Origin of the sequence: Pedobacter paludisoli, assembly GCF_052344095.1 — a bacterium.
Classification (GTDB): domain Bacteria; phylum Bacteroidota; class Bacteroidia; order Sphingobacteriales; family Sphingobacteriaceae; genus Pedobacter.
Map to the genome: position 1 here is coordinate 1904307 of NZ_CP179926.1, position 24188 is coordinate 1928494.

Consider the following 24188-nt stretch of genomic DNA (forward strand, 5'->3'; position numbering starts at 1 on the left):
TTTTCATCTAATGACGCGTAAAACTTTAGCAGCAAATAAAAAAATAGCATTGGTTGCCCACGATAACCGTAAAGACGATTTATTAAAATGGCTAACCACCAATCGAGATGTATTTGTTGGGCACGAGTTAATTGCTACGGGCACCACCGGTAAACTTATCGAAGAACGATTAAATCTCCCTGTACGCAAGTTATTAAGTGGCCCTTTAGGTGGCGACCAGCAAATTGGTGCCTTGATAGCCCAAGGAGAAATTGATATGTTGTTTTTCTTTTGGGACCCGATGGAAGCACAGCCACACGACCCAGATGTAAAGGCCTTGCTTAGAATTGGTATTGTTTGGAATATCCCCATGGCATCAGACATTGCAACAGCCGATTTTCTAATCTCTTCGCCATACATGCAAATGCCTTATCAGGCAGATATAACCGATTACGAAGCCTATAAAAACAGAAACGTAAAGGTTTAATGAACCCTTTAATTAAGTAGGAAATATGAAACTTATCGAATGTCCGAGAGATGCCATGCAAGGCTTGCAGGGCTTCATCCCTACTAAACTTAAAACGGCCTATTTAAATTTGCTGTTAGAAGTAGGTTTTCATACCCTCGATTTTGGAAGTTTTGTTTCGCCTAAGGCAATTCCCCAAATGGCTGATACTGCCGAAGTTTTGGCCAATTTAGACCTTAGCAATACCCGTACAAAGCTATTGGCCATCGTAGCCAATTTAAGAGGTGTAGAAGAAGCACTTAAGCATCCACAAATACAATACTTGGGCTTTCCATTCTCCATTTCAGAAACTTTTCAGCAACGTAACACAAACTCCAGCATCGAGCAATCACTTGCCACAGTTATAGAATTATTATCGCACTGCGATAAACACAACAAACAAGCCGTTATCTACCTCTCTATGGGCTTTGGAAATCCGTATGGAGATGAATGGAATTACGAAATTATTGAAAAATGGATGCAGGTATTGATTAACGAAGGAGTAGAAATCATCGCACTTTCTGACACCATTGGAGTTTCTACACCTGAAACAATTGAAAACATCCTCCCCTCACTATTAAAAACTTTTAGTAATACCGAAATCGGTGTGCATTTGCATTCAACACCGCAGCATAGTCTCGAAAAAATAAAAGCAGCTTACCATGCGGGTGTAAAACGCATAGATTCTGCGCTTAAAGGCTACGGGGGTTGTCCGATGGCTGCAGATTCGCTTACTGGAAACATTGCTACGGAACAGGTTATCTCCTTCCTCCATAAGCAAGAAGAAAACGTTGGTTTAAACCTCGACAAATGGGCTGAAGCGATGGCTTTTTCTGAAAAAATTTTTGGTTAAAGTGCTGTTTCTTGAAACGGCTAAATTTTCCTCACCATCTTAACATGCATGATACCCGCCTCTTCAAATTGCTCTGGTTCGGCAACAAATCCAAATTTAGCATATAAACTAACGGCCTCCAACTGCGCGTGCAAATAAACATAGTGCGCATCCTCTGGCAAATCATTTAATACTTCAGCAATCATGGCTCTTCCTACACCATGCTTACGAAACTCTTTTAAAACAGCAAAGCGCTCCAGCTTATAACCTTGATCGGTTTTACGCCAACGGCAAGCCCCACAAGGTACTCCATCGCTCGTAGCTAAAAAATGAACCGACTCTTCTTCATGTTCCCATTCCAATTCCGGCGGACAGTTTTGTTCCTCAACAAAAACAATTTTCCGAATAGCAAAAACCTTTTCTAAATCTTGTGGATGATTAACTTTTTGAACAAGTAAGCTCATTATCTTTTCCGTTTAAAGTGTTTATTCTTAAGTAATTTCTCTTTACTATTTTCATTTGCCGAGTCAATTGAATGCGAACAATGAATATCGCTTTCTTTCTTCGCTAACTTCGCTAATGTGGCATAAAATGTATGCAATTGATCCAATTCATCCTCGGTTAAATCTTCTAAATCAATCATACGGTTGCTCGATTTCTCGTTCGCCGCAATTAATTCATTTAGTTTCAATTGAATAGCCTTACCATCTTTATTTTGGGCTTTCTGAATTAAAAATACCATTAAAAATGTAATAATTGTAGTTCCGGTATTGATTACCAACTGCCATGTTTCTGAATAGTCAAAAATTGGCCCTGTTACAGCCCAAATAACCACAACAGCAACCGCCATTAAAAAGGCTGGCGAACTTCCCGTAAACTTTGTGGCAGCATTGGCAAATCGTTCAAAAAGTTTATTTTTTTTTTGATCAGGGCTAGATTTTTTCATCAAAGAAATTTACATAATAATCCTTAAACAACAAAAAAGCGCTATAGTTTTTAATTTATAGCGCTTTTCCTATTAATATTTTATGAACTTTTAAAGTTTATCGTTTACGTTAATGCAATTCAAATCTTCGAATGCTACTTTTAAACGTTTTACAAAGTTTTCTTCCGCTTTACGCAACCAAACACGTGGGTCGTAATATTTCTTATTAGGCTTATCTTCACCATCTGGGTTACCAATTTGACCTTGCAAATAAGCTTCGTTTTCTTTGTAGAAATCTAAAATACCTTCCCAGAAAGCCCATTGCATATCCGTATCAATATTCATTTTAATAGCACCGTACGAAATCGCTTCTCTAATTTCTTCTTGCGATGAACCAGAACCACCATGAAAAACAAAATTGATTGGTTTTTCAGCAGTTAAGCCAAATTTTTCTTTCAAAAACTCTTGTGAGTTTTTCAAAATAACCGGTTGTAATTTTACGTTACCTGGCTTATACACACCGTGTACATTACCAAAAGCTGCCGCCACCGTAAAACGTGGAGAAACTTTGCTTAACTCTTCGTACGCGTATGCTACTTCACTTGGTTGGGTATATAATTTAGAACTATCTACATCACTGTTATCTACACCATCTTCTTCTCCTCCAGTTACACCTAATTCAATTTCAATGGTCATGTTCATTTTCGCCATGCGCGCTAAATACTTAGCAGAAATTTCCATGTTTTCTTCAATCGACTCTTCCGATAAATCCAACATATGCGAAGAGAACAAAGGTTTACCGGTCTCAGCAAAGAATTTCTCACCATGATCCAACAAACCATCAATCCAAGGCAATAACTTTTTAGCAGCGTGGTCTGTATGCAACACTACTGCTACACCATAGTGTTCTGCTAATAAATGTACATGTTTAGCAGCCGATACAGCGCCTAAAATACATGCCTCCAATTTGGTATTATCCAACGATTTACCCGCATAAAATTGCGCACCACCGTTCGACAATTGAATCATCACCGGCGAGTTTACCGCCTTAGCTGTTTCCATTACTGCATTAATGGTATTGGTTCCAGTAATGTTTACCGCAGGTAATGCAAACTGATGTTTCTTAGCCTGCTCAAACAATTCTTGAACGGCATCTCCGTAAATTACGCCTTTGTAGCCTTTTAAACTCATTTTTAGTTAAAATTATTAGGTTTTATTATGTTCGAAGTTATAAAAAAAAATAACATTTCATATCTTTTTTAACGCACAATTATTGCTCCAAGCTAAAATAAACGCCCTTTAGTGTCAAAAATACAAGAAGCATAGTGTAATTATTACACTAAATATAATAACAAGAGTTAAAATATTTTTTCGTTTCTTTGCAATCCAATTGTTCAAAAAATTATATGGCTTGGTTTAAAAGAGAGAAAAAAGGTATAATAACCACAACCGAAGAGAAAAAAGAAGCACCTGATGGTTTGTGGAACAAATGTCCAAATTGTAAAAAACCACTGCATCAAGCAGAGCTTCAAGAAAACAAATACGTTTGCCACTACTGCGATTACCATTTGCGTGTTGGTTCAAAAGAATATTTCGAAGTTTTATTCGACAACAATCAATTTAAGGAACTTTTTGCCAATTTAACTTCTGGCGACCCACTTGAATTTAACGACAACAAACCTTATACAGACCGAATTATCGAAAGCCAAAAGAAAACAGGCTTAAAAGACGCTATTCGTGCGGCAACCGGTAAAATCGAAGGCGAAGATATCGTAATCGCTTGTATGGATTTTGCTTTCATTGGCGGATCAATGGGTTCGGTAGTTGGCGAAAAAATTGCACGTTCAATTGACTACAGCTTAAAACACAAAATCCCGTTCTTAATGATTTCCAAATCAGGTGGTGCGCGTATGATGGAGGCTGCATTTTCATTAATGCAGATGGCTAAAACATCGGCAAAATTGGCCTTGTTAAGTCAAGCAAAAATTCCGTATATCTCTTTATTAACCGACCCAACAACCGGTGGTGTTACCGCATCTTATGCAATGCTTGGCGACATTAACATTGCAGAACCAGGTGCTTTAATCGGCTTTGCCGGTCCACGTGTAATCAAAGAAACCATCAAAAAAGATTTACCAAAAGGATTTCAAACATCTGAGTTCGTTTTAGAGCACGGCTTCCTCGATTTCATTGTCGACAGAAGACAAATGAAAGAAAAATTAGGAACTTTCATCAAAATGATGAACAACTAGTCGGCTAATTTATTTTAGCAAACAGCTCTTAACACATCGTTTTTTAAAAATAAGAAAAGCAGGATTTGTACCTCGTCGGAGGCTACAGTCCTGCTTTTTGTTTCAAGTCCTCTCCCGATGAAAAATCGGGATGCGGGCTTTTCACGCCAATCAGGTTTAGCTGGCTAATTGGCAACCCTTTTGAATTGAAATCCAGCTCAAAACAAAACATAATTTTCGTATTTTTAGGATATAAACCAAGGTAACCATGAAAAAAATCATTCTTTTACTGTGCCTCACAGTTGCTATTTCTGTGGTAAAAGCACAAGAAAAAAAAGAAAAAGTAGCCTACGATGAAACGTTAGCCAAAAAACTCGGATCCGATGAATACGGCATGAAAATGTATATCCTTGTTATCCTAAAGAGTGGTAGCAACTCCCAAGAAACCAAGGCCAAAACCGATAGTTTATTCGCTGGACACATGGCCAATATGGAAAAAATGGTTGCTGCACAAAAATTAGTAGTTGCGGGTCCAATGGGCAAAAATGATAAAAATTACCGTGGAATATTCATTTTAAACACCCAATCGCTCGACGAAGCCAAGCAACTTTTGGCTGCAGACCCCGCTATAAACGCGCAACTCCTAGAAGCCGAAATGTATAAATGGTACGGCTCTGCTGCCCTGCCTGAATATTTACCCTATCACGATAAAATTCAAAAGAAAAGCTTTTAAAACCCTTTGCTATTCTTCTTTTTTCTGAAACTTATAAAACAAATACCCTAAAAACGGTAGAATTAAAAAACTACCAATTACCAAAGCCATTCCTAAACTATAAATGGTTTTTGCAGGAGCGATTGTATCAAAAAGCGACAAAACTTGTCCGTCTTTAAAGCGAATGAAATTCGGAAAGTGCGCATAACTGATGGCTAGCAAAATCATCGTTACCTGAAAACCAGCTAACAAACGGACAATTTTAGTTCTCCCCTTTCGCAACAAATACCACAGCAGTACGAGCGATAAACTTGCTAAAACGATGGCAATAAAACCTACTTCGTTCTTAAACATCCAATTTAACAAAGGAACCTCCATAAAATAAGCGGAAACAAACACCAAAGCCCCAAAAACAACCGCAGCAATGTTCATCCATACAGCCTTTTGCGTAAAACGTTCTTTATCCCGTTGATTATTGGTTTCGCCAATCAAATAAACGGCGGCTAAAAAGCCGCACAAAGCAACGGTAAAAAACCCCACCATTACTGAAAACCAATTTAGCCAACCCAAAATATAAATGGAGACAAAGTCTGTCGCCTGAGGATTAATTTGTCCTGAGATAACACTTGCGGCAATAATCCCTAAGAAAAAAGGAGTCACGAAACTCGAATAGCGAAAAATACGGTTATACAACCAATGCATATCGTCTTTAACGGCATCGTAATGACGAAACACAAAGGCCGTACCTCGGGCAATAATTCCAATAAGCATTATGATTAGCGGAATATGCAAATACACCGACATGGCACTATAAATACGCGGAAAACCCACAAAAAGAATTACCACCACAATGATGAGCCACATATGATTCGCCTCCCACACAGGGCCAATGGCATGATACATCGTTTTTCGGGTCTTACTTCTGTTTTTTGTCGATGTAAAAAGTTCGATAATTCCTGCGCCAAAATCGGCTCCGCCAAGCAAAAAATACAGCAAAATGGCCAAACATAAAAAGGTAATCACAACGTATTGCATAGCATTTAATTTTGAGTTTCTTGAACAGGTTTATCGTACACCACCGGAACCATTTTTATTTGGCGGTACAGTAAAAACGTTACTACCACACTTAAGGACACATAAATGGCCGAAAAAATGTAAAATGAATAGGAAATACCCGGCATTGGCGTAACGGCATCAATGGTGCGCATTACTCCGTAAATTATCCAAGGTTGACGCCCCACTTCGGTTACCACCCAACCGGCTTCCAATGCTAAATATCCCAAAGGAATTGCCACGACGAATAATTTAAGCAACCATCTTTTTTCTAAAATTGATTTTTTACGTAAAACTGTATAAAAGAATATCAGTGCTAAAACCAGTAGTAAGGTACCAATGCCCACCATCATTTGAAAGGCGTAGTGGACCACGGCCACTGGAGGTTGCTCATTTTCAGGAATTTGATCTAAACCTTTTACTTCTGCTTTAAAATCGCCATGCGCTAAAAAACTTAACGCTCCGGGCAGCTCAATACCAGCTTTTATGCTTTTATTTTTTTCATCCACGATACCGCCAACCAATAAAGGAGCCGATTTTTGCGTTTTATACAACGCTTCCATTGCTGCCAATTTAGCTGGTTGTCTTTTCGCTACATCCTTGGCCGATAAATCGCCACTTAAAGGCTGTAATAAAGCGGCTACACAGGCAAATACGGCCGCAATTTTAAACGATTTAAAGTGAAATTCTTTGTTTCGATTTCGTAAAATCATCAAGGCATGCACTCCTGCTACCGCAAAACCCGTGGCCGAAAATGCGGCTAAACACATGTGTAAAGATTGTGTAAACCACGCCTGGTTAAACATCGCTTGAATGGGATCGATGTTTAGGTATTGTCCGTTTACATAATCAAAACCTGCTGGACTGTTCATCCAAGCATTGGCCGCAACCACTAAAATGCCCGAGGCTAAGCCACTTACGCCTACTACCATCCCCGTAAACCAGTGAAACCATTTATTTAATTTATTCCATCCATATAAGAAAAAACCGAGGGCAATTGCTTCGATAAAAAAGGCAGTTCCTTCTAATGAAAAGGGCATCCCAAATATCGGTCCTGCATGCTCCATAAATTTGGGCCACAATAATCCCAATTCAAACGACAGCATGGTTCCGGAAACCGCACCCGTAGCAAAGAAAATAGCCACGCCCTTGCTCCAAGCTTTTGTAATGTTTTTATAAACCTCATCGTTTGTTTTAAGCCATTTATAGTGCGATACAGCCATAAAAAACGGCATTACCATACCTATGCAAGAAAAAATAATGTGAAAGCCTAAAGACAAGGCCATTTGCGAACGTGCAGCTAAGAAATCATCCATATACGAATAGGATTAGGTTACAAACAAATATAATTCATTAATGATTTCGCTGTACCTATTTTCTTGTTAGTTGGCCAAGTATTTCAAATATAGAACGTTTATAAATTGATCTTTTAATTGTTTTTTTGGTTGGTTGGTTAGTTGGTTGATTGAATTGGTCAATGGCATGGGGCTAAATTGTAGCAATTGTTTTTTTTCTAAACTGTTGAATGGCTAAACTGTTGAATGGCAAGGGGGCTAGAGTAATAAATTAGGAAACTGGTAAATTCGTCTTAATACTTGATACTTATTCGTCGTTCAAAGAATTTACCCCTTGTTTTTTCAATTGTTCGAGATGGGTTTTCATTGTATCAACTTGAGCCTTCGGATGCCCAGTCCAGTTTATAACTTCGGCCAACACTCTAAACGGATACATAGAACGAAAGGATTGCGTTGGATTTCCTGGAAATTTTTTATCGGTTAAATCGGGGTCATTCTCTATTTCCCCAGTCGGTTCTACGAGGTAAATCCTTTCGGAAGCTTCACCAAAAGCTAATTCCGCTCCCCAAACCGCAGCATCTAAAGTGGAAGTTAAAAAAATATACCGTGCATTTTTGCGTTGTCCGTAGTTTGAATTAAAACCCGGCTCAATAAAATCGCCTGGTTTCAAATCGGCCTTGGTTCCATGAAAATATGTTTGCGTGAAAACACTTGCTTCAGTTTTACTCTCAGTATTTTTTTGTTCCTTTTTTTCCATTTCAATGCGTTGTATGTTTTCGGCTATCTCAATTTTTCAAACCTTAATTTCATTTTAAAATTGCGAATTTATTTTCAAGCCTAACTAGCCATTTTTCTCTTTTTTCTTTGCTTGCGGCTTTAACTTGATTATAACTAATCCATTTTCGGTTTTTATAGCCCATTTTAAAGAACGTTCCCAAAATAAATGCCTTTTTTATGGCGTTACCAAACAACAAATAGTAAAGCCATTTTGGCGTATTCATAGTTGTAATTAAGCTGATGCCTTTTACTTTCGTTAGCAAGGGTTTCATTCGGGTATTTTCTCTATTGATATAGTCGTACGCTACGCCCGGGAACATCACTTTATCAATAAAACCTTTTGTTAGTGCCGGCATTAGTTCCCACCAAATTGGAAAAATAAATACTAGATGATCGGCCTTTTCTAACCGTTCTTTGTATTCGATTACTTTCGGGTCGATCGTTTTTTTGTCTCTAAAAGCCTTTAAATCGGCTGCTGTCATTACGGGATTAAAGCCTTCTTCATCTAGGTGGATTAGATCAATCTCGTGATTTGCGCGTTCAAGCCCTTGGTTTACAGCCTGTAAAATTGCGTTACAAAAACTTCCTTTGTATGGGTGGTTGAATACGATTACTACTCTCATTTTGCATTGTTTTAATTTGTACAGTACAAAATTGAGCCATACACACCCCCTCAAACAATAACAATTGTTAATTAATTAGCGTCTGTTTCGTATTCTGCTCAACGAAACAGAGGTAATGCCCAAATACGATGCAATATAGTGTTGCGGTACACGCTGTAAAATTTCGGGTTGTTGAAGGAGCAATTCCTCGTACCGTTTCTGCGGATTATCCTTTATTCGTGATAAAAACAACTTTTGGTAACGTACTAAACGCTCTAAAATATGTTTCTCCAACTCCCTATTTGCTTCTTCAGATTGCGCCAAGATAAACTCAAAATCCTTTTTCGAAATACACAGAACCACAGTCGGTTCAATACTTTCTATCGTGAACAAACTTGGCTCGTTCATTCTAAAACTTTCTATTGAAGAAACCAGCGCATTTTCAAAGAAAAACTGAAAGGTTACATCTTTCCCATCGTTATTAAACCAACAGCGCAAACATCCCTTTTTTACAAAAAAAATAGTTTTTGAAATCTCTCCTTCTTCCAACAAGGTGGTTTTAGCCGATATTTCACGCTGTTCAAAAAGATGCGTGTATTTATCCCAATCTACTATTTTTGAAATGCTCATGTATCTGCTATTAATTCACATGTTGACTAAAAAATTCAACCATCGTTGTTAAGGCCTCTTTGTTGTGCATTGCTTCGCTATTATCTAGCGATTCTTGAGCCGCAATGGCTGCACGTGTCCGCATAGTATTTTCATAAGCCGTTATGCTTTCGTGTATGGTGCTATACTTTTCGTCGGTTAGGTAAATGCTTAAATCCAAAGCATCGCGCATAGCCATGTTCACTCCTTCGCCTGCAAAGGGAGGCATTACGTGTGCCGCATCGCCCAATAGCGTTAAAGTAGGTAAACTATCCCAATTTTGGTCTGTTGGCATGCAATAAATTGGTCGAGGAACAAATGCGGTGCTTGCTTTCTCAAACAATTCTGACCAAATGCTATCCCACTCAGCATATTCGTTTTTAAACCAATTGAGTACTGCTTCTTTATCTGAAAAATCTAAGTCGCTTTTATCTGCCCATTTTTCATCGGCTCTAAAGCTTGCATAAAAGCCTATTTCACCCTCTGCTTTTTGTCCTAAAAGGATGTTTTTTTCGTTCCCAAAGGCCATTATTTTTCCTCCGCTCAGTAAATCAGAAATTTTAGGCGCAGTATCCTTTGCATCGTAAATTACACCTTCAAGCATGGTAATACCTGAGTAAAAAGCTTTTATCTGGGTGAGGTATGGTCGGATTTTTGAATTGGCTCCATCTCCAGCGATTACTAAATCGGCATAGACCGAATGTCCATTTTTAAAATGTAAACGCCAACCTTCGTTTTCTTTTTCCATCGATATAAAATGGCTATCCCACACCACTGTTTGCGGCTGTAGTGAGTCCAAAAGTATATTTCGCAGCACGCCGCGATCTATCTCAGGACGAAAATGTTCGTTTCCAAAATCTTCTTTCGCTTTGCTTTCGTGGTCACTATACAACACCTCTGCATTTGGGCTCATTATTTTCATTCGATCGGCTCCAGGCAGGTAATTGCGTTTAAATTCTTCCAATAAATTGGCTTTGCTGAGTGCCGCTAACCCCGATTCTTCGTGTAAATCGAGCGGCGAACCTTGCACGCGCGCATTTTCATTTAAATCGCGCTCGTATACCTTTACATGGACATTTGAAAGCTGTAACAGTCTGGCTAATGTTAAGCCACCGGGACCTCCGCCTACGATTGCTACTTGTTTATCTTTTAATAACATATTATCTCCTTTTATTAATGAGACAAAACTAGTTTGATTCGGCGGCTAATAATTGTATAAATCGGTCGTTTTGATTTTGATTTAATTCTTTAGGTGAAACACCCGAAAGCTTTTTTACTTGCTTTATAAAATGCGATTGATCGGCAAAATTTTGTTCCGGGAATAGCTTCCCTTCTTTGATTTGTGAAAACGATGCCCGAAAACGAAGAATGTTGCAATAGGTTTTTAATGAAATGCCAAATTGCTGATTGAAATACCGATTGATTTGTCGACTACTCCAAAACACCCTTTCCGAAAGTTCTTGCACGGTTAAAGCCCCTTTTGACGAATAAATCAAGTCCATAAGTAGCTTCTTCCGATTATCCAACTCAATTGGAAGGAGCGATTGAATTTTTTGGGTAGCCTTTTCACAAAAGAGATTGAAATCCTGCAAATCATTGGCGTTGAATCCCCAAAAATCAAGCGGCAAATAAGTGGCATAATCAACCAAATTGGAAATAGAGTTTTGTAAAATATATTCAGTTGCCAGCAGTTTAAAACTAATAGCAAACAACTTTACTCCCGGTCTTAACACGGCTTGATCTGCCTGCGTTTCCAGGCCGGAAAGTGTGATATGAAAAGGTTCTGTATCCGATTGAGAAAAGACTAAATCAATCCGTCCGTCAGGTAAAACAACAATATTTTTTTCTTCTTCGGATATATTTTGCAGTTGCCAAAAGCTTTCTACAAAATCGGCTAGTTGCAGATTGGGTTTCTGTACTTCAAAATAAAGGTCTGTATTCATCCGTTCATTCTTTTTCCAATCACGTATTCATATAAATTTAAGAGCTAGACCACCATTCCTATGCGCCTGTTAACTCTTCATAAGCGGCCTTTAAACTACGCTGAATCCCCTCTCCTTTCCATTCATCGGCTTTAGGAATGGAAGTTGTTTTTAAGATAGCCTCGAGCGATTTACCTGCTTTAATCTCCGCACCAACATGCGCCATTAAATTTTGCAGATAATTTTGAAAGGCCTTTACATCGGCTTTGCCTCCTGTTACTTTCTCAGGGTCGAGGCTATGTCCCCAAATGAACACGGTGTCGTTATCAAATTGATTTTGAATTTTATCAAGCGCAGTAATCCAATTGCCTATATGTGCACCATTTTCACGATCGATGTACGGAAACTTCCGATTAAAAACCAAGTCGCCTACGTGCACAATATTCGCATTTTCGAAATGATAAATGGCATCGCCATTGGTATGACCAGAGCCGTAATAATACGCACTAATTCTTTCGTCGCCAATTTTAGCTTTCCATCCGGTACCGAAAGTACTATCAGGTAAAAGCTGTTTATCCATCGAATTGGCCTTTTCAGCTGTTCTTTTCTGATTGACCAAGGAATTTTGATGAGCTACTACCTTTTCTGCCAAACCTTTAAAAGCTATATTTCCAGCAGTATGATCGCCATGATGATGGGTATTTAGCAAGTATTTAAATGGCTTTTCATTCAGCTTTTTCAATTCCTCAATGACATGGCTAGCCGAGGTAGGAAATTGTGCATCAACCACCGCAAAACCACTTGAGGAGTTAAGCCAACCAATGGTTCCACCTTGCTCGGTAAAATACCCTACATTATTACGTAAAGGCTTAAAAGTATAGGCTCGAAAGGGATTTGTTAAAGCAAAAGCATCCGTTTTATAAACCGCCAATAAGGCCATTGCCAATGCAGAATTTTTAATAAACGTTCTTCTTTCCATGATACTAATACATTTAAACCACTCAAATTGTTGTGGTTTAAATGTACTAAATTATAGTCTTATTAAAAATTTGGTTTACACCCCTGCACCGGGCAGTGTTCCGGGTTCATGGCCACCACCAAAGGAATGATTATTTCGATTGTGGTGCTTACTAAAAAAATGGGTGCTTTCAATGGACGTTGAATTCCTTTCCAGGTTATCCATGTGACGTTTTTCCGATTCGGGCTTCACATTCTTAATGTTATTCCCTGTTTTTTTTTCTGATTTCATATATGTAGGTTTAAGATCCATTCATATTTGAAATTTGCTGAAATAACCTCTATTGGGGAGTTAAAAGTTTGGTATAGGTTCAAACTAACGAGGTTACAAGAATTGGCAACAAGCTTTTTAACATACTTAACTATCCAAATTTCACTTAAATATACTAAAATTTAAAGAGATGAAAATAAGCTATTCTCATTATTTTAGTGATGAAAAACAAAAAAGCCTCAACTGAAACGTCGAGGCCTTCCTATTTGGTTAGTAAGAATCTTAGGCTAAAGCATTTTGCTTTACCACTGCTTTTACTTGCTCAACTACGTAATCTAATTCCTCTTTTGTGGTGTATTTACTAAAAGAGAAACGAACCGAAGGACGATTTGGGTCGGCATTGATAGCTGTTAGCACATGCGAACCAATGTTAGAGCCTGATGAACAGGCGCTTCCACCCGAGGCGCAAATTCCATTTATATCTAAGTTAAACAACAGCATATCGCCCATATCCATCTCTGGGAAGGACACATTTAATACCGTATATAAACTTTTATCGGCATCGGTTTCGCCATTAAAACCAATCCCCGGAACTTCGGCAAGTAACTGTTCTTTTAAATAGTCTTTTAACCCTTGAATATAGCTTTGGTGCTCAGCCATTTCTGCATAGGCAATTTCCAATGCTTTTGCTAAGCCTACAATACCGTACACATTTTCGGTTCCGCCGCGCATGTTGCGTTCTTGCGCGCCACCGTAAATCATGGGTGGTATTTTAATGTTGCTATTTACGTACAAAAAGCCCACTCCTTTTGGTCCGTGAAGCTTGTGTGCCGCACATACAATAAAATGTGCTTTTAGCTCGCGAACGTTGTGCAGGTAATGCCCCATGGTTTGTACCGTATCGGCATGGTAAATGGCATCGTATTTTTCGCAAATATCGCCCACCCGTTTCATATCGTTTAGCGTACCCAACTCGTTATTGGCGTGCATTATCGATACAAATGTACGCTCGTTGTTTTGTAACAACTCTTCTAAATGGTCGTAATCTACATTTCCTTTGCTATCGATGTTTACGAAGCTTAATTTGTCGATTTCGCCATTTTTAAGCATCGTATTTAAGGTATGCTCAACTGCATGGTGTTCAATTTTTGATGTAATGGCGTGCTTAATTCCGTACGCTGAAATGCCACAGCGAATAGCTGTGTTATCGGCCTCGGTACCGCCAGAGGTAAAAAATATTTCGGATGGTGATGCATGTAACAAAGAAGCAACGGTTTTACGTGCTTTCTCTACAATCGTTCTCACTTCTCTGCCGAGTGCATGAATAGCGGATGGGTTTCCATAATAATTCTCCATCACATTTGTCATCTCTGCAATTACCGCAGGATCCAATGGTGTGGTTGCGGCATTATCTAAATAAACCCTTTTCATATTCTACTATTTTATGCGCTCTACTGCTTACAGATGCAATATTTCTTTAATGTCTGAAATAATTTTATTTGCCAAATTCTCGGCTATTGTTTCGCTTTCAGCTTCACTATAAATGCGGATAATTGGCTCTGTATTAGAACGACGCAAATGTACCCATGTTTTATCGAACTCGATTTTTAACCCGTCGATAGTGCTGTAAGGCTGTTTTTTATAGCGTTCTTCTACTTGTTTTAATAAGTTATCGATATCCATTTCTGGCGTAAGGGTAATCTTATTTTTAGAAATGTGGTATGCCGGATAGCTCTTACGTAAAACCGAGATTGATTTTCCGAATTTGGCTAAATGGGTTAAGAACAACGCGATTCCAACCAATGCATCTCTTCCGTAATGCGATTCTGGATAAATGATTCCGCCGTTACCCTCGCCACCAATTACGGCATTCACTTCTTTCATTTTGTTCACCACGTTTACTTCGCCTACGGCCGATGCATGGTATTCTTGCCCTGCTTTTTCGGTTACATCGCGTAAAGCGCGTGTTGACGATAAATTGGATACCGTGTTTCCGGGTGTATTTTTTAATACGTAATCGGCAACGGCTACCAAGGTATATTCTTCGCCAAACATGCTACCGTCTTCGTTTACAAAGCATAAACGGTCTACATCGGGGTCTACAACAATTCCTAAATCGGCATTTTGTTTTTGTACTTCCTTCGAAATTTCGGTTAAATGCTCTGGAAGTGGTTCTGGATTGTGTGGAAAATGCCCGTTTGGCTCACAGTACAATTCTACTACTTGCGATACACCCAAAGCTTTTAACAAAGCGGGGATAAAAATACCGCCAGTTGAGTTTACGCAATCAATTACCACTTTAAAGTTGGCTGCTTTAATTGCATCCACATCAACCAAAGGCAAGGCCAATACTTTATCAATGTGTTTTTGAAGGTAGGTATCGTTTTTGGTTACTTTACCTAGTTTATCTACATCGGCAAATTCAAATGCGGCACTTTCTGCTAGCTCCAACACTTCTTTTCCGTCTGCATCGTTAATAAATTCGCCTTTGTGGTTCAATAATTTTAAGGCGTTCCATTGTTTTGGATTGTGGCTGGCAGTTAAAATGATGCCACCTCCTGCTTCTTCATCGGGAACGGCAACTTCTACTGTTGGTGTTGTTGATAAGCCTAAATCGATTACCTCGATTCCTAAGCCTTGCAAAGTTCCGATTACTAGATTGTTTACCATTTCGCCCGAGATGCGTGCATCACGTCCGATTACAATTTTTTTAATTCCGCTTTTTTGTGCTGTCCAGCTTCCGAAAGCTGCTGTAAATTTTACAATATCTATTGGTGTAAGTCCGTTTCCGGCTTCTCCTCCAATAGTTCCGCGAATCCCTGAGATAGATTTTATTAAAGTCACTTGAAGTATATTAGATTGTTGCAAATCTAACAAAAAAATCAAAATAGCAGGTACTTATGCATGCTAAACGGGTGTTTTACACTTGGCTTATAATTGGTTTACTGCTCTAATTTGACTAAAACATACGTTTGTTAATTGGTGCTTTGGCGTAAATATTTTTTTGGCTTTTTGTCTGAAAAAACTGTTCCAAAAGCTACTGACGCACGGAAATAAACCTGACAGCAGCGGGCAGCCCGGTTTTTCTTCGGGCTAAAGCGAATGGCAGGACTGCTGTTTACCAAGTACTCCTTCCGTTCATTTTCTGAACCTTCTTCCATTTTTAATTTTTATGCCACATTCTGTACAAAAGGGCGACGGATTGTTTTGTAGCAAAATCAAAATCCTATATTTGTGCCTTTCGCAAACAAAAACAGCTTTTATATGCAGCGTAAGTGGTTTCAATATTGGTTTAACTCCCCGTACTATCACATTCTTTACCAGGAACGAAACGATGCAGAGGCTGAATTTTTCATCGATAATTTAACGAAATTTTTAGCGCCAAAGGCGGATGCAAGGATGCTCGACATTGCTTGTGGAAAGGGACGTCACTCCATTTACCTGAATAAAAAGGGCTTTGATGTGACGGGAATTGACTTATCGGACCAAAGCATTAAGCACGCCAAACAATTTGAAAATGACAAACTTCATTTTTTGGTGCACGATATGCGCCGATTGTTTTACATCAATTATTTTGACATCGCGCTGAATCTTTTTACCAGTTTTGGCTACTTTGACAGCGAAAAGGACCATGTAAATACCTTGAAAACTTTCCGCAAGTGCTTAAATGCAAATGGTATTTTGGTGATTGATTATTTTAATACCGAGAAAATTGTTCGTAATTTAAATGCTTGTGAAACGAAAGAACTTGACGGAATTCGGTTTAACATCACAAAAAATGTTGTAGACAATAAAATTATCAAGAAAATTAATTTCGAGGACAACAAAAAGGTATACAATTTTGAGGAGCGCGTGGCGGCTTTTAGCTTGGATGATTTTACGCGCATGCTCAATAAAGCCGGAATGGTGATTGAAAAAACCTTTGGTAATTATGCTTTAGATGATTTTAATGACTGCGAATCGGACCGTTTAATTTTAATTTGCAAAAAGGCATGATTGAGCAAATCCAACAGTTTGATGTTGAATTGTTTTTAAAAATTCACCGCGGACTTTCAAATAGTTTTTTTGATTGGTTGATGCCTTTGATGCGTAATCGCTTTTTTTGGGCGCCTTTGTACTTATTTATCATTGTTTTTTGCATTAAACAGTATAAAAAACAAGGTTATTACATTATTGGAATGTTGCTTTTTACGTTTGCCATGGGCGATGTAATTGCATCGAAAATTATTAAACCTTTTGTAAATAGGATTAGGCCTTGTAACGATATTCATTTGGCGAATGAGATTATTCACCGAGTGCCTTGTGGCAGTGGACAAAGTTTTCCGTCGGCACATGCCACCAATCACTTTGCTATTGCTGTATTTTTAATTTGTTTATTTTATCCTAAATGGAAGCCAATTTTACCTATTGGCCTTTTTTGGGCGGCCATCATTAGCTTTGCACAGGTATACGTTGGGGTGCATTACCCTGTTGATGTTACCGTGGGAGCTTTGTTGGGAACTTGCATCGGCTTGTTTACCGCCCGATTATTTAAGAAACTTCAACCTGATTTTTAGATGGAAGCTTGGAAATTTTGTGTACTCTTTTTTTGTGCGCTTTTTGGCGGACTGGCAATATTTTTAGTTAAAAGTGATAAATCGAAATTACTGAAACTGATTTTATCGTTTAGTGGGTCGTATTTGTTTGCTATCACGGTGCTTCATTTAATTCCAGACGCTTACAGCGGACCGGATAGTCACGAAATAGGGATTTTTATTCTGATTGGTTTTCTATTGCAGGTTGTTTTAGAGCAATTTTCGGAAGGGGTTGAACACGGACACATGCACAAACATCACGATGGCCATGTTTTTCCTTTTGGGATTATGATTAGCTTGTGCTTGCACGCCTTTTTAGAAGGAATGCCTTTAGCGAAAGACCAACACAATGAACTTATCTTCGGGATTGCTTTGCACCACATCCCTGCCGCTTTTGCCTTGGCGAGTATTCTAATGCAGAACCACTTTAAAAAGGGCAGTATTTTTATCTACTTGATTGTTTTCGCCATTATGGCTCCGCTAGGGTTTTACGTTAGCGTTGGCCTAAGCAATGGCTCTATTGGCGGTATTGACGCTTATTTCAACAAAATTATGGGGATTGTGATTGGTATATTTTTACACATATCGACCACTATTTTGTTTGAATCGAGCGCCGACCATAAGATTAACACACGTAAAATGATTGCCGTTTTATTAGGGATTGGCGTTGCCCTGATTGGCTTTTTTGCCGGACATGGGCACTAGGTGTTTTTTTGGTTAATTGGTTGAATTAGTCAATAGTGAATAGTCAATAGTGAGTGGTGAATAGTGAATTGGGGAACTGGTAGAATTGGTCAGTTCGCAATGACGGATTTTCTGTGTTTTTTGACACGCTAAACTCATTGTTCTTTGTTCCTTTATCCTTACTCTCCCCTGTCTTAATTTAATACTTAATACTCACAACTTGATACTTTCTACTAAAGACTCAAGACTTCGGATTCTGGCCTTTAGGCTTCTCCCTCCCATACCCCCATGGACAGTGCTTACATTTATTTTTACAGCAAGTGCCTCTTTTTAAATGATAAGCTTCGGTAAAGACCATCAAACCTTGTTCATTAAAGTAAAAATCGACTCCTTCTTGCATACGTGGTTAATTGGGTAATTCGGGAACTGGTTGAATGGGGTAATTAGTTAGTAACTTGTTTGTTAATCAATATACTAATTCAAAATTTTAACTTCTAAACGTTCTTTAAAATACTCTTTTAAGTGCTTTCCGTCGCCATGAAGGGTCCATACTTGAGTGGGTTCTACTCTTTGAATGGTTTCTAAAATTGCATCCCAATCGGCATGGTCAGAAATATACAAGGCAATTCCGTTTTGTTGTTGCAAATTTTTCCAGCCAGAGGCAAATGCCCGAACCACGTTGATGGCTTTATGGTAACTGTTAAAAACCATTGGCGGGACGATGTACACCTGGTGTTCTAAGTTGTTTTTCATCGCCTTGCGGTCGTATAGTTTGTAATTACCTAATTTTATGCCGTAGCTTTCGTATAGTTTAACAAAGGGTAAAATACTGTGATGTACCATTATTTGTCGGGTTGGACAAAATTCGTTTATCAACTGAATCATTCGTTGACTTTTACCCAAAGCGTATGCCCCTAACATGATATTTGCCGTTGTGCTGTTCAGCTTTTTGATTTCTTCCGCAGCATCGGGATGTTTGGTTTCTGGATTAGCGAATGTACTTTCGGTAATGAGCACGTCTACTTTTACAAATTCGAAAGCTTCGCACGTTGCATCGGGTTCAATTTTATAATCTCCGGTATACAAATATTTTACTCCCTTGTACTCCATTAATACTTGTGCCGAGCCTAGCATATGTCCGGCCGGATAAAATGTAATGCTTACCTCTTTTATTTTAAAGGTTGTTGCGTACTGTTGCACATGAAAATCAACGGCTGCGAATTTGCGGTATCGGTGTTGCATAAAACTCACTGTTGGAGCTGTACAATATACGTTCTGGTTCCCTCCTACGGCATGATCACCGTGTGCGTGCGAAATAACGGCTTCTACAACGGGTTGCTGTGGGTCTAAATAAAAATCGCCGTAGCTGCAATATAATCCTATAGGACTAAGGGTAATAAAATCTGTTAATATCATGGACAAGCTAAAAAATGACTAGCTGCTGCAAAGCTACACTTATTCAGGAATAAAGGTTGTGCTATTTACAAGTAGGATTTTAATTAGACAATGGCTTGAGCACTTTGCGTCACAAATTGACGATGCAGAGCCATTACTTGCTCGATAATACTGTGCTGCTCATCGTTCATGATAAAATGTTCTGCCATTTTAACTTTGTCTTCATCAGACATTTGTTTATCCATGCGGGCTTTTACTTGTTCGGCAGAAACCTGGTCGCGTTGCATCACGCGGCTTACTTTGAGTTCTAAGGGAGCCGTTACTAAAATAGTGGTGTCGCAAAGTTTATAAGAACCACTTTCGAACAATACAGCTGCTTCTTTTAAGGTGTAGGGTATTGTAGGATCAATGGCTTTTTCCCAAGCATCGTAGGCTCTAAATACTGCCGGATGAACAAATGCATTTAATTTAGCCAGTTCGGCTTTGTTTGAGAATACAATGCTCGCAATGTGTTTATTGTTTAATTTTCCGTCATCGAAATAACTTTCCTTTCCGAAAGCGATTTTAACATCTTCAATTAATTGTGCATCGGTCACCATAATTTCTTTTGCCACGGTATCGGCATAAAAAATAGGAATACCTAGTACCTCAAATACTTTACAAACCGTGGTTTTACCACTTCCTATTCCTCCTGTAATCCCTACTTTATACATTATCTTTGTATTATAAAATCAACTTTAGCTGGCACTATGCTCAGCAGCTTACAATACTCGGGAAATTCTGTGATATTTACAGTAAATTGTTTGTGTCCAAAATTTCTCCATTCATTCAAGTCAACCGTTGCCTTAATAAAACTTTCATCTATTTCGGCGTAGTGGTTCAACGCAACTAAAAATGTAACCTTTACCTTTTTCGGATAAAGCTGAATATTATCATAATTTACATTGTTTTTAACCAGCAGGGGAACATCGACAGTTTTCTCCGTAAATTCATCAATGGGTACTTTTACTTCAACTGATGACGGGAAAATGCCCACATTTTTAAACTTGCTATGCTGCATTCTAATCCTTTGGGTAGTACTGGCTGCAACTTTGTTCAACGTAAGTGTATCGGTACTCCAGTCTTTAATTTTCTTTAATTCTTCTATTGGACCTGTTACTGTTACATACTTCGGTGTTAATTCAATATCGTCTGAAATACCAAATTGCTTTACAAACTCGATGTTTTTAACCAATCTAACCGGCACTCTCTTGACTGTCCGCTGTGTGAAGTCGAAATAAAGCGTATCAGGCTTTACAGATATCACCTTTTGCGCGCTTTCCAGTTGTTTGTTAATGGCTAATAATTGATCAGAAAAAACAATAAACTCACGTGTATTCAGTTTATTTAAATTCACAAAAATGGATTGCGGCTTGATTCTTAAACGATCAAAAAGCAACTGCCAACCGGTTCCTTCCACCTGTAAATCAACCGTATCTGACTGTAGTGGGTGAAAGGCTCTTTTTTGAGGAAAATTCTTGTATATCAGCACCGTTCTTGCTGCATACACATATTTATTGTTCAAAGCCATAAAAAACCAAGCGCCTATTGCCAGAAGTAAACAGGCAAACAGACTAAACACACGTCTTCTTTCTATTTTGGTTAATCGGATAAATGGCATATACGTAAAAAGGGGCTATAATTTTTTCACTATTAGCACAAGAATTTGACCAAATGTAACAAAGTAAACTGGAAAATAGGAAACCGGGCGGGCTATAAATAAAAAAAGCCATCCTTTTGGATAGCTCTTCTATTCTTTTCTAAGTGCTTAAGCTTTTGGAGCTGCTGCTTTTGTTGCATCTAATGAAACGGCTGATTTATCGAAACGAATTTTAGCACCGCTTTCTACTTCAATTAAGAAAGTTGTTTCGTTCATGTCTACAATACGGCCATGAATACCCGCTGTTGTAATGATTTTATCGCCTTTACCTAGCTCAGCTACTAACTTCTTGTGTTCTTTTGCTTTTCTAACTTGTGGACGAATCATGAAAAAGTAGAAAACTACCATGATAAGGACCATAGGAACAACTGTACCCAACATTCCGTTGCCGCCTGCTGCTTGTAAAATTACTGTTGATATCATTTTTATTTATTTGATTGATGATGAAATTCTTTTGTTCAAGAACTTCAATTATTTTTTCTCTAATACTTCGCCTACTAAATGAACAGAGGTTATGGTTGGATTGGCATTCGAGGTAATGGTTACCACTTTATCTTGCATACCCATTTTACCTGTGCTATTGAACGATACTTTGATTAAGCTTTCTTTGCCCGGTAAAATTGGCTCGCGTGGCCATTGGGGAATGGTGCAACCGCAGGTAGCCGTAGCTTCCGCAATAATTAAAGGGTTTTTACCCGTGTTTTTGAACTTAAATTCGTGCGTAACCACATCCCCTTGCTTAATTTTTCCAAAGTCGAATATCTCTCTTTCGAAAGTAATCACAGGCGCATCAACCGGTGCGTATTGTGGGCTTTCTACACCACTTTTTACTGCCGATTCTTCTTGCGTTTGCGTATTGGCGTTACGGCATGCAGCAAACGATAAAGCTACAATTGCTAAAACAAAAATTTTCTTCATGTAAAGTTGTTATTCTTCTATTAAGCCACGACCAATTTTTTTCAACGCATTGGTTTTCTTAAGATCGCCCAAAATTTTATCTAAAATACCGTTAATAAATGAATTACTTTTCGGAGTACTGTAATCTTTTGATAACTCTAAATATTCGTTGATGGTTACTTTAACCGGGATTGATGGAAAATTCATCAATTCGCAAATAGCCATTTTCATCAAAATTGTATCCATTAATGCTATACGTTCCGATTCCCAGTTTTTGGTTCTATCGGCAATTAACTCTTGATATTTAGCATCATTCTGTAATGTATACAAGAAAAGGTCTTGCACAAATTTGCTATCTTCTATCCAATCAGGTGAAATCTCGGTTAATTTATTTTTAAATGGATCATCGTTTACAAAGGTTTTAAGTGTTTTTGCCACCATACCTTTCATTACCTCATGATCTACTTGCCAATTGATAAATTTCTCTTCAAAAACCTGAATAATTGCTTGATTTTTTAGAATGATTTTTCTAAAAATGTATTTGATAATATCCTTTGATGATTCCAGTGTTTCGTCTGGCGAAGCAAGGTATTCCGCATACTCTTTCGATGCTTTTAATGCATTGAAAATTGTTTTACGTATTTCTGGATCGAAACCCCAATCTACTTTATATTTCTTAATAGCTGAAATATATTCAGGATTTTGCTGAACTAACACACTAAATTTGTTATGCAACAATTTTAGGTTAGGGTTCATGTCATCTGCAGATTTAATGTGCTTGTTAGCACGCTCTGCAGCATCATTTGCAGTAAATTCGGTAACTTCTACCAGTAAAGACAGCATCCAAATGTACATTTCATATACATTGTCGATACTTTGCATTAAAATTTTTAAATCACCTTTAATGTCTTTTTTGTCTGCCATGTGCCATGCAAAAATATTTTGCAAGACTTTAATTCTTAAGTGCCTTCTGTTTAACATGAATATAAGAACGATTCTCTGGTTTTTAAACCCATTTATAAATTATTTAATATGCCGATTTAATTTTTTTAATGTCCGCGATTCGTTTTTCGGCAATACGATTTGCGGCTGTATTGGTAGGAATCATTTCCGACTTACTCAATTTTATCACGTTGCGCGTTGCATCGTAAATATTTTCTGTTAATTGCACCGTCCGTTTTTTTCCGAAACCAGTTAATTCAGAATAACATGAAATAAGTCCTCCGGCGTTAATTAAATAATCCGGAGCAAACAAAATCCCTTTTTTTAGTAGTAATTCACTATCTTCAACTTCGTTTTCTAACTGATTGTTAGCAGAACCTGCAATAATTGCAAACTTCATTTTTTCAATCGTTTTGCTGTTTACTGTTGCTCCCATTGCGCAAGGGGCATAAATATCGGCATCTACCTTAAAAATTTTATCTGCTTCAATTGGCTTCGCTTTGTACTTTCGAGCCACTTGGTTCAGTTGTTCTTGGTTAATGTCGCTAATCAAAACTTCGGCATTTTCCTTTCTTAATAATGCTACCAAGTGTTCACCTACATTTCCTATTCCTTGTACTACAACGGTTCTACCGGCTAGCATATCGGTGCCAAATACTTCTTTCACACTTGCCTTAATACCCAAATATACTCCTTGAGCGGTAAAGGGTGCTGGGTTTCCTGCCCCACCAATCGATTCAGGCACGCCTGTAACGTGGTTGGTTTCCATGCGAATGTATTCCATATCGCGCGTGTTGGTTCCCATTTCTTCAGCGGTAATAAACTCCCCGTTCAGGTTTTTAATAAATCGCCCGTAGGCACGCATCAAACTCTCGGTTTTATCTTTTCTAGAATCACCGATAATTACGCCTTTTCCACCACCCAAATTTAATCCAGTAATAGCCGATTTATAGGTCATTCCTCTGGATAAACGTAGCGCGTCTTCTAAAGCTTCACTTTCTGTAGCGTAACTCCACATACGGGTTCCCCCTAAAGCTGGCCCTAATGTTGTGTCGTGTATGGCAATTATGGCTTTTAATCCGGTATCGGCATCGTTACAAAAAACCAACTTTTTGTGCCCGTAAGCACTTAATTGATTTAAAATCGAACTTTCAAAGGTAGAGTTTGCTGGCATATTAGATGTACAACTAAGCTTCTGCAAAAATAAAATAAAAAACCATTAATACAGCATCAATTGTATTTTTTGGGAAAGCTGTGTGCTGAGAAAGGAATAGAAAGTAATGAGTAG

The 24188-nt window shown here is 38.3% G+C and carries 30 protein-coding genes; 7 read left to right on the forward strand and 23 right to left on the reverse strand.

Going from position 1 to position 24188, the window contains the following annotated elements; all coding sequences use genetic code 11:
* Positions 1-10 precede the first annotated feature (10 nt).
* Together ACJVDK_RS07585 and ACJVDK_RS07590 are read left to right on the forward strand one after the other, a co-directional pair.
* Positions 11-466, forward strand: coding sequence for a methylglyoxal synthase (locus ACJVDK_RS07585; protein ID WP_443939675.1), 456 nt, complete (start codon positions 11-13; stop codon positions 464-466).
* A 25-nt stretch (positions 467-491) separates the two neighbouring features.
* Positions 492-1337, forward strand: a complete 846-nt coding sequence (locus tag ACJVDK_RS07590) for a hydroxymethylglutaryl-CoA lyase (protein ID WP_443939676.1) — start codon at positions 492-494, stop codon at positions 1335-1337.
* A 20-nt stretch (positions 1338-1357) separates the two neighbouring features.
* Here ACJVDK_RS07590 and ACJVDK_RS07595 read toward each other — a convergent pair whose 3' ends face one another.
* From ACJVDK_RS07595 to fbaA, 3 genes are all read right to left on the reverse strand, one after another.
* Positions 1358-1780: a GNAT family N-acetyltransferase gene (locus tag ACJVDK_RS07595; RefSeq protein ID WP_443939677.1), complete on the reverse strand. Its 423-nt coding sequence runs from the start codon at positions 1778-1780 to the stop codon at positions 1358-1360.
* Positions 1780-2262, reverse strand: coding sequence for a low affinity iron permease family protein (locus tag ACJVDK_RS07600; RefSeq protein ID WP_443939678.1), 483 nt, complete (start codon positions 2260-2262; stop codon positions 1780-1782). The genes ACJVDK_RS07595 and ACJVDK_RS07600 overlap by 1 nt, the downstream gene beginning before the upstream one ends.
* 90 nt (positions 2263-2352) lie before the next feature.
* A complete protein-coding gene (gene fbaA, locus ACJVDK_RS07605; protein WP_443939679.1) occupies positions 2353-3432 on the reverse strand; it encodes a class II fructose-bisphosphate aldolase in 1080 nt (359 codons plus the stop codon).
* A 215-nt stretch (positions 3433-3647) separates the two neighbouring features.
* Between fbaA and accD the strand changes: the two genes are divergently transcribed.
* Together accD and ACJVDK_RS07615 are read left to right on the forward strand one after the other, a co-directional pair.
* On the forward strand, positions 3648-4493 hold the full coding sequence (gene accD / locus ACJVDK_RS07610) for an acetyl-CoA carboxylase, carboxyltransferase subunit beta (RefSeq protein ID WP_443939680.1): 846 nt from the start codon (positions 3648-3650) through the stop codon (positions 4491-4493).
* Between the two features lie 247 nt (positions 4494-4740).
* Positions 4741-5205 (forward strand): YciI family protein, encoded by a 465-nt coding sequence (locus tag ACJVDK_RS07615; protein ID WP_443939681.1) that lies wholly within the window; start codon positions 4741-4743, stop codon positions 5203-5205.
* A 9-nt stretch (positions 5206-5214) separates the two neighbouring features.
* Here ACJVDK_RS07615 and ACJVDK_RS07620 read toward each other — a convergent pair whose 3' ends face one another.
* The 12 genes from ACJVDK_RS07620 to ACJVDK_RS07675 all read right to left on the reverse strand — a co-directional run bounded on the left by ACJVDK_RS07620 (position 5215) and on the right by ACJVDK_RS07675 (position 15870).
* Positions 5215-6219: a cytochrome d ubiquinol oxidase subunit II gene (locus ACJVDK_RS07620; protein ID WP_443939682.1), complete on the reverse strand. Its 1005-nt coding sequence runs from the start codon at positions 6217-6219 to the stop codon at positions 5215-5217.
* 5 nt (positions 6220-6224) lie between these two features.
* The gene (locus tag ACJVDK_RS07625) at positions 6225-7553 is read right to left on the reverse strand and encodes a cytochrome ubiquinol oxidase subunit I (protein WP_443939683.1); all 1329 of its coding nucleotides are present in this window, start codon (positions 7551-7553) and stop codon (positions 6225-6227) included.
* A 286-nt stretch (positions 7554-7839) separates the two neighbouring features.
* A complete protein-coding gene (gene arr / locus ACJVDK_RS07630; RefSeq protein ID WP_443939684.1) occupies positions 7840-8289 on the reverse strand; it encodes an NAD(+)--rifampin ADP-ribosyltransferase in 450 nt (149 codons plus the stop codon).
* Positions 8290-8338: 49 nt separating this feature from the next.
* The gene (locus ACJVDK_RS07635) at positions 8339-8932 is read right to left on the reverse strand and encodes an NAD(P)H-dependent oxidoreductase (protein ID WP_443939685.1); all 594 of its coding nucleotides are present in this window, start codon (positions 8930-8932) and stop codon (positions 8339-8341) included.
* 75 nt (positions 8933-9007) lie between these two features.
* On the reverse strand, positions 9008-9541 hold the full coding sequence (locus tag ACJVDK_RS07640; protein WP_443939686.1) for a Crp/Fnr family transcriptional regulator: 534 nt from the start codon (positions 9539-9541) through the stop codon (positions 9008-9010).
* Between the two features lie 10 nt (positions 9542-9551).
* Entirely contained in the window at positions 9552-10718 is a 1167-nt protein-coding gene (locus ACJVDK_RS07645; protein WP_443939687.1) for an FAD-dependent oxidoreductase, read from the reverse strand.
* Between the two features lie 28 nt (positions 10719-10746).
* Positions 10747-11502, reverse strand: coding sequence for a helix-turn-helix domain-containing protein (locus tag ACJVDK_RS07650; RefSeq protein ID WP_443939688.1), 756 nt, complete (start codon positions 11500-11502; stop codon positions 10747-10749).
* Between the two features lie 58 nt (positions 11503-11560).
* Positions 11561-12460: an MBL fold metallo-hydrolase gene (locus ACJVDK_RS07655; RefSeq protein WP_443939689.1), complete on the reverse strand. Its 900-nt coding sequence runs from the start codon at positions 12458-12460 to the stop codon at positions 11561-11563.
* 75 nt (positions 12461-12535) lie between these two features.
* Positions 12536-12730, reverse strand: a complete 195-nt coding sequence (locus ACJVDK_RS07660; protein ID WP_443939690.1) for a hypothetical protein — start codon at positions 12728-12730, stop codon at positions 12536-12538.
* Positions 12731-12991: 261 nt separating this feature from the next.
* Positions 12992-14140, reverse strand: coding sequence for a cysteine desulfurase family protein (locus ACJVDK_RS07665; protein WP_443939691.1), 1149 nt, complete (start codon positions 14138-14140; stop codon positions 12992-12994).
* Between the two features lie 27 nt (positions 14141-14167).
* Positions 14168-15553: a phosphoglucosamine mutase gene (gene glmM / locus ACJVDK_RS07670; protein ID WP_443939692.1), complete on the reverse strand. Its 1386-nt coding sequence runs from the start codon at positions 15551-15553 to the stop codon at positions 14168-14170.
* Positions 15554-15684: 131 nt separating this feature from the next.
* The gene (locus tag ACJVDK_RS07675) at positions 15685-15870 is read right to left on the reverse strand and encodes a hypothetical protein (protein WP_443939693.1); all 186 of its coding nucleotides are present in this window, start codon (positions 15868-15870) and stop codon (positions 15685-15687) included.
* Between the two features lie 103 nt (positions 15871-15973).
* On the opposite strand from ACJVDK_RS07675, the gene ACJVDK_RS07680 reads away from it, so the two are divergent.
* The 3 genes from ACJVDK_RS07680 to ACJVDK_RS07690 are packed head-to-tail and all read left to right on the forward strand — an operon-like array spanning position 15974 to position 17988.
* On the forward strand, positions 15974-16705 hold the full coding sequence (locus tag ACJVDK_RS07680; protein ID WP_443939694.1) for a class I SAM-dependent methyltransferase: 732 nt from the start codon (positions 15974-15976) through the stop codon (positions 16703-16705).
* Positions 16702-17265 (forward strand): phosphatase PAP2 family protein, encoded by a 564-nt coding sequence (locus ACJVDK_RS07685; RefSeq protein ID WP_443939695.1) that lies wholly within the window; start codon positions 16702-16704, stop codon positions 17263-17265. Before ACJVDK_RS07680 ends, ACJVDK_RS07685 begins: the two co-directional genes overlap by 4 nt.
* On the forward strand, positions 17266-17988 hold the full coding sequence (locus tag ACJVDK_RS07690; RefSeq protein WP_443939696.1) for a ZIP family metal transporter: 723 nt from the start codon (positions 17266-17268) through the stop codon (positions 17986-17988).
* 220 nt (positions 17989-18208) lie between these two features.
* On the opposite strand, the gene ACJVDK_RS07695 is transcribed toward ACJVDK_RS07690, so the two are convergent.
* The 8 genes from ACJVDK_RS07695 to ACJVDK_RS07730 form a co-directional block, all read right to left on the reverse strand.
* Positions 18209-18367 carry a DUF5522 domain-containing protein gene (locus ACJVDK_RS07695; RefSeq protein ID WP_443939697.1) on the reverse strand — a complete coding sequence of 53 codons (159 nt, stop codon included), beginning with the start codon at positions 18365-18367 and terminating at the stop codon, positions 18209-18211.
* Between the two features lie 74 nt (positions 18368-18441).
* Positions 18442-19383, reverse strand: a complete 942-nt coding sequence (locus ACJVDK_RS07700) for an MBL fold metallo-hydrolase (RefSeq protein WP_443939698.1) — start codon at positions 19381-19383, stop codon at positions 18442-18444.
* 83 nt (positions 19384-19466) lie between these two features.
* Positions 19467-20075: a dephospho-CoA kinase gene (coaE, locus tag ACJVDK_RS07705; protein ID WP_443939699.1), complete on the reverse strand. Its 609-nt coding sequence runs from the start codon at positions 20073-20075 to the stop codon at positions 19467-19469.
* On the reverse strand, positions 20075-21022 hold the full coding sequence (locus tag ACJVDK_RS07710) for a CdaR family protein (protein ID WP_443939700.1): 948 nt from the start codon (positions 21020-21022) through the stop codon (positions 20075-20077). Before ACJVDK_RS07710 ends, coaE begins: the two co-directional genes overlap by 1 nt.
* 147 nt (positions 21023-21169) lie before the next feature.
* Positions 21170-21484, reverse strand: coding sequence for a preprotein translocase subunit YajC (gene yajC / locus ACJVDK_RS07715; protein WP_443939701.1), 315 nt, complete (start codon positions 21482-21484; stop codon positions 21170-21172).
* A gap of 48 nt (positions 21485-21532) precedes the next feature.
* The gene (locus ACJVDK_RS07720) at positions 21533-21979 is read right to left on the reverse strand and encodes a DUF1573 domain-containing protein (RefSeq protein ID WP_443939702.1); all 447 of its coding nucleotides are present in this window, start codon (positions 21977-21979) and stop codon (positions 21533-21535) included.
* 9 nt (positions 21980-21988) lie between these two features.
* Positions 21989-22939, reverse strand: coding sequence for a transcription antitermination factor NusB (gene nusB / locus ACJVDK_RS07725; RefSeq protein WP_443939703.1), 951 nt, complete (start codon positions 22937-22939; stop codon positions 21989-21991).
* Between the two features lie 46 nt (positions 22940-22985).
* Positions 22986-24074, reverse strand: a complete 1089-nt coding sequence (locus tag ACJVDK_RS07730) for a Glu/Leu/Phe/Val family dehydrogenase (protein ID WP_443939704.1) — start codon at positions 24072-24074, stop codon at positions 22986-22988.
* Between the last annotated feature and the right edge of the window lie 114 nt (positions 24075-24188).